The organism is Streptomyces sp. SID3343 (assembly GCF_009865215.1).
GTDB lineage: Bacteria > Actinomycetota > Actinomycetes > Streptomycetales > Streptomycetaceae > Embleya.
In genome coordinates, this window is the sequence record NZ_WWJX01000428.1 from 1 (window position 1) to 4,029 (window position 4,029).

The 4,029-nt window shown below is 72.5% G+C and carries 5 protein-coding genes; 2 read left to right on the top strand and 3 right to left on the bottom strand.

Annotation, left to right across the window (positions count from 1 at the left end; translation table 11 throughout):
• Window positions 1–441 precede the first annotated feature (441 nt).
• Window positions 442–1,269 (top strand): NAD(P)H-binding protein, encoded by an 828-nt coding sequence (locus tag GT354_RS14035; protein WP_161356645.1) that lies wholly within the window; start codon window positions 442–444, stop codon window positions 1,267–1,269.
• A gap of 320 nt (window positions 1,270–1,589) precedes the next feature.
• On the top strand, window positions 1,590–1,895 hold the full coding sequence (locus GT354_RS53960; protein ID WP_237534816.1) for a hypothetical protein: 306 nt from the start codon (window positions 1,590–1,592) through the stop codon (window positions 1,893–1,895).
• Window positions 1,896–1,937: 42 nt separating this feature from the next.
• On the opposite strand, the gene GT354_RS53965 is transcribed toward GT354_RS53960, so the two are convergent.
• The 3 genes from GT354_RS53965 to GT354_RS14055 form a co-directional block, all read right to left on the bottom strand.
• Entirely contained in the window at window positions 1,938–2,549 is a 612-nt protein-coding gene (locus GT354_RS53965) for a hypothetical protein (RefSeq protein WP_237534817.1), read from the bottom strand.
• Between the two features lie 59 nt (window positions 2,550–2,608).
• Window positions 2,609–3,271, bottom strand: a complete 663-nt coding sequence (locus tag GT354_RS14050) for a 2OG-Fe(II) oxygenase (protein ID WP_346012022.1) — start codon at window positions 3,269–3,271, stop codon at window positions 2,609–2,611.
• Window positions 3,272–3,354: 83 nt separating this feature from the next.
• Complete coding sequence (locus GT354_RS14055; RefSeq protein WP_161356646.1) at window positions 3,355–3,861, bottom strand: methylated-DNA--[protein]-cysteine S-methyltransferase; 507 nt, start codon at window positions 3,859–3,861, stop codon at window positions 3,355–3,357.
• Between the last annotated feature and the right edge of the window lie 168 nt (window positions 3,862–4,029).

The following is a 4,029-nucleotide window of genomic DNA, read 5'->3' on the forward strand; positions in this document are numbered from 1 at the left end:
AGTCGGGCCTCCTTGGCCGCGGCGGGTGGCGACTCTTTGGTGGGCGGGGCGCGGGGGCGCTTGAGGGGTTGGTCGCGTTCTCGGGGGCTTTGGGCTTGGGCGTTCGGTGGGGCCGGGAGGTGTTCCAACCCGCACCACCCGTCGCGTCCGGGAAGTGGGCTGCGGATTTACTGCGCGGGGTGGGCGGATCAGGCCTCGCGGACTGTTGCGGGGCGGAGTTGCGGCCGGGCGGATCCGGTTGCTTTTGGGGTCGAGTCGCTCGCCCGGGACGCCTTCGTCGAGCGCCCGCGTCGGCTCTCGCCTTCGGGTACGGACGAGTCGACGGGTCGGGTGTCCGGCCCGGCTGGGTGTCCGGGCGGGTCGGGTGTCCGCGTTCGGGGCTTGTGTTCAAGTGGCCTTGAGGAATTAGCGTCACGTGGACCACGAACGAAGGAGCACATCATGACTGTTCTGGTCACCGGCGCGACAGGGAATGTCGGTCGGCACCTCGTGCGCGAACTGCTGGACGACGGGCGGCGGGTACGGGCTTTGTCGCGGGATCCGGCGCGGGCCGGGCTGCCGGCCGAGGTCGAGGTGGTCGGTGGTGATCTGGCCGAACCCGACACTCTGGGCGGTGTGTTCGACGGCGTGGTCGCCGTGCATCTGATCACGTTCGACGGGTCCGGTCCGCTGACGAACGGGCGCGAGTTGGTCGAGCTCGCGGTGAAGGCCGGAGTCCGCCGGGCGACGACCCTGTGGAGCGGCGAAGTCGGAGACGTGGAACGGGCGGTCGCCGCCGGCGGTCTGGAGTGGACCCGCCTGGAGCCCGTCGAGTACATGAGCAACGCGCTCGCCTGGGCCGAGTCCGTCCGCGCCGAGGGTCTCGTCCGCGAGCCGTTCCCGGAGGAGCCGAGCGCGATGGTGCACGAGGGCGACATCGCCCGGGTCGCGGCGGCGGCCCTGGTCGGTGACGGCCACACGGGCCGGTCCTACTCGCTCACCGGCCCCGAAGTGCTCACCGTGCCGGACAAGGTACGGATCCTGGCCGCCGCCCTCGGTCGTGACCTGCGCTATGTGGAGCTGTCGGAGTCGGCCGCCCGTGAGCGGATGCGCGCCGCCGGAACCCCCGAGGACGTCGTCGACTTCGTGATCGGTTGGCACCGTAACCCTCCCGAGCAGGCGTACAGCCTCTCGTCGACGATCGAGGAGGTCACCGGTCTGCCCCCACGCTCGTTCGCCGACTGGGCGCGCGAGCACGCATCGGCGTTCTCGGTTCCCCCGAGTTCCTGAGCAGGACGGAGCAGTAGGGCAGTAGGGCAGTAGGGCCGGGGCGTCGGAGGGCGTCGCCGCGTGACAGCCGGGATCGCCGCCGAACAGAGGGCACGGTTCGGCGGTGCTTCCGGCCCCGGCGTAGGCTCTGCGCATGCCCGGCCGACTGCCTTTCGTAGCACCCGAGTTCGTCATCCCCGCGCACCCGGCGACCGAGCGGTTTCGGCTCGAACCGCTGGGGCCGCGGCACAACGACGCCGACCTCGCCGCGTGGACGGCGAGTATCGAGCACATTCGGTCCAGCCCGGTTTCGGTGGCCGCGACTGGCCCCTGCGCAGGGGATGTCCTCGCCCGAGAACCTGCGCGATCTGACCGGGCACGCCGACGACTTCGCGCATCGAACCGGGTTCACCTATACCGTTCTCGACCCGCTTGACGACGGCGATGTGATCGGCTGCGTGTACATCTACCCCGACCACGACGACCCCCACGTCGCCGCCGTGCGCTCGTGGGTGCGCGCCGACCGGGCCGAGCTCGACGAGCCGTTGTATCGCGTCGTCGGCGCGTGGCTGTCCGGCTGTTGGCCGTTCGAGGCGGTGCGCTACGCGGCCCGGCCCGCCGACGGGGCCGCTTCCGCGACACGATAGACATTCGTCACCCGATACCCCTCTCCCGATACCCCCCACCCGTTACGCCCGTTCCGGGCGCGCCCCGTCGGCCGCCCACCACCGCGAACCGCCACCACCGTCGCCGTGCTCGTCCGTGACCGCGCCCGCCAACGACGCGAACGCGTAGGTACGGGAGGGGTCCCATTCGGTGCCGCGCAGCAGGCGGTCGCGCATGCCCGTCCAGCCCGGCCGCGTACCCGCGATCACCCACGCGTCCGGTGCGTGCGCGACGAACCGGCGCGCGGGGCGAAGCCACGACGCGGCGTGTTCGGGCCACGACACCACCGCCGCCGCCTCGCCCGTCCACGCCGCGGCCAGCGCTTGAGCCGCCGCGGTGGAGGCGCGGTCCCGACCGTGGCCGATGGTGATCGTGTGACGGCCGGTCAGCAGCCGGAGCAGCTCGGCGAGTTCGGCCTCGGTGTGCGGAGCCGGGAGACCGGCTTTCCACGTGGTGTACGCGGCCGGCAGGCACACCGCGCACGGCCGATACCCGGCCGCGATGGCCGTGGCCTCGTCGGCGAAGAACACCCGGCTCGTGACATAGCCGCCGCGTTCGATCGCGCGCAGTGCGCTGCGGCAGTCCAGCCGCCCGTACAGTCGCCCGCTCCGAGTGCCACCGAGCGTGCCTGGCACGGGAGTTCGGTACGGTCGCCCATCCGGTCCGAGCAGCGTGTACGCGCGGGTCGCGGGCGTCATGTCGCGTCGTGAAAGACGAGGCCGAGCGTGCGGCGCCGGCCCGACCGTACCGTGCTGACCCCGTGCCTCACGGGCGCGGCCGACCAACCCCGGGTCGAGCGGATCGGCCGGTCGCGGGTGGTGAAGATCAGCCCGTGGCCCTGCGGCAGCGGGATCGCGGTGCCTCGCGACTGGGCCCGCAGGCGTTGCTCGACGAGCAGGAACTCGCCGCCCGTGTAATCGACGCCGGGTTCGTCGAGGCCGATCACCACCTGGAGCGGAAAGACGAGTTCGCCGTACAGGTCGCGGTGCAGCGCGTTCCAGTCGCCCGGCCCGTAGCGCAGCAGCAGCGGCGTCGGCCGCAACTGGCCCGCCTCATGACACATCGTCAGCCATTCGGCGAGGGTGTCCGGCCACGGCGCGGGTCGGCCGAGCCGTTCGGCCCACGTGCGGGCGATCGGCAGCAGGTGCGGATAGCAGGACGCGCGCAGCGCGGCGATCGGTTCGGGGACGGGGTCCGCGAAGTAGCGGTACTCCCCGGCCCCGAACCGGTGCCGGGCCATGTCGACGGTGGCGCGGAACAGCTCGGCCCGGTCGTACAGTTCCGCGATCTCGCGGCACGCGTCCGGTTCGAGGATGCGGTGGGTGAGCGCGTGGCCGTTTTCGTGGACCTGCTCCACGAGCGCGGTGCTTGCGGTGGTCGCCCGATCGACGGTGCTCTCCGTGGTCGCCGGATCGACGGCCAACAGCGTGTCCACGGCGCTCAGCCCAGGCGCGCCGGCAGCGCGCCCTCGTGGGTGAGCAGGTACTCCTTGCGGTCCAGGCCGCCGGCGTAGCCGCGCAGCGCGCCGTCGGCGCCGATCACGCGGTGGCACGGGCGGACCAGCAGCAGCGGGTTGGCCCCGATCGCGGTGCCCACCGCGCGTACCCCCGCGCGCGACGTGCCCACGCGGGCGGCGATCTCGCCGTAGCTGGTCGTGGTGCCGTACGGAATCGCGTCGAGCGCGGCCCAGACCTGCTCCTGGAACGCCGAGCCGCGGGTGGCGAAGTCGAGTGCGAAGCCGTGCAGGTCGCCCGCGAAGTACGCGTCGAGTTGGCCCGCGACGTCGACGAACGGGGCGGCGTCCCGGTGCGAGCCGGCGGGCGGTGTGGCACCGCCCTTTTGTCCCGGTACGGACAGGGACGCGAGGGCGAACGAGCCGTCCGCGCGGTCGTGGCCGATCAGGAGCAGTTCGCCCAGGGGGCTGTCGATGGTGCTGTGGACGGTCATGTCGAGTCCTTCGTCGTAGGTACTGCCACATCCCACTCTGCGCCTTGACCGACGCCTCGTCCGGCGGGAATCGGACGTGGCACTCGCGGCCCCGAAAGGCCGGTCCGGGCGCCCGTCCGGCACCCGGCCCGCCGGCATCCGGCCTGGCAGCGTCCGGCCTGGCGGCAC

Excerpts from the sequence above, each read along its gene's own strand:
- GT354_RS14035 (WP_161356645.1), top strand. The coding sequence starts at position 442 with ATGACTGTTCTGGTCACCGGCGCGACAGGGAATGTCGGTCGGCACCTC.
- GT354_RS53960 (WP_237534816.1), top strand. The coding sequence starts at position 1,590 with ATGTCCTCGCCCGAGAACCTGCGCGATCTGACCGGGCACGCCGACGAC.
- GT354_RS14055 (WP_161356646.1), bottom strand. The coding sequence starts at position 3,861 with ATGACCGTCCACAGCACCATCGACAGCCCCCTGGGCGAACTGCTCCTG.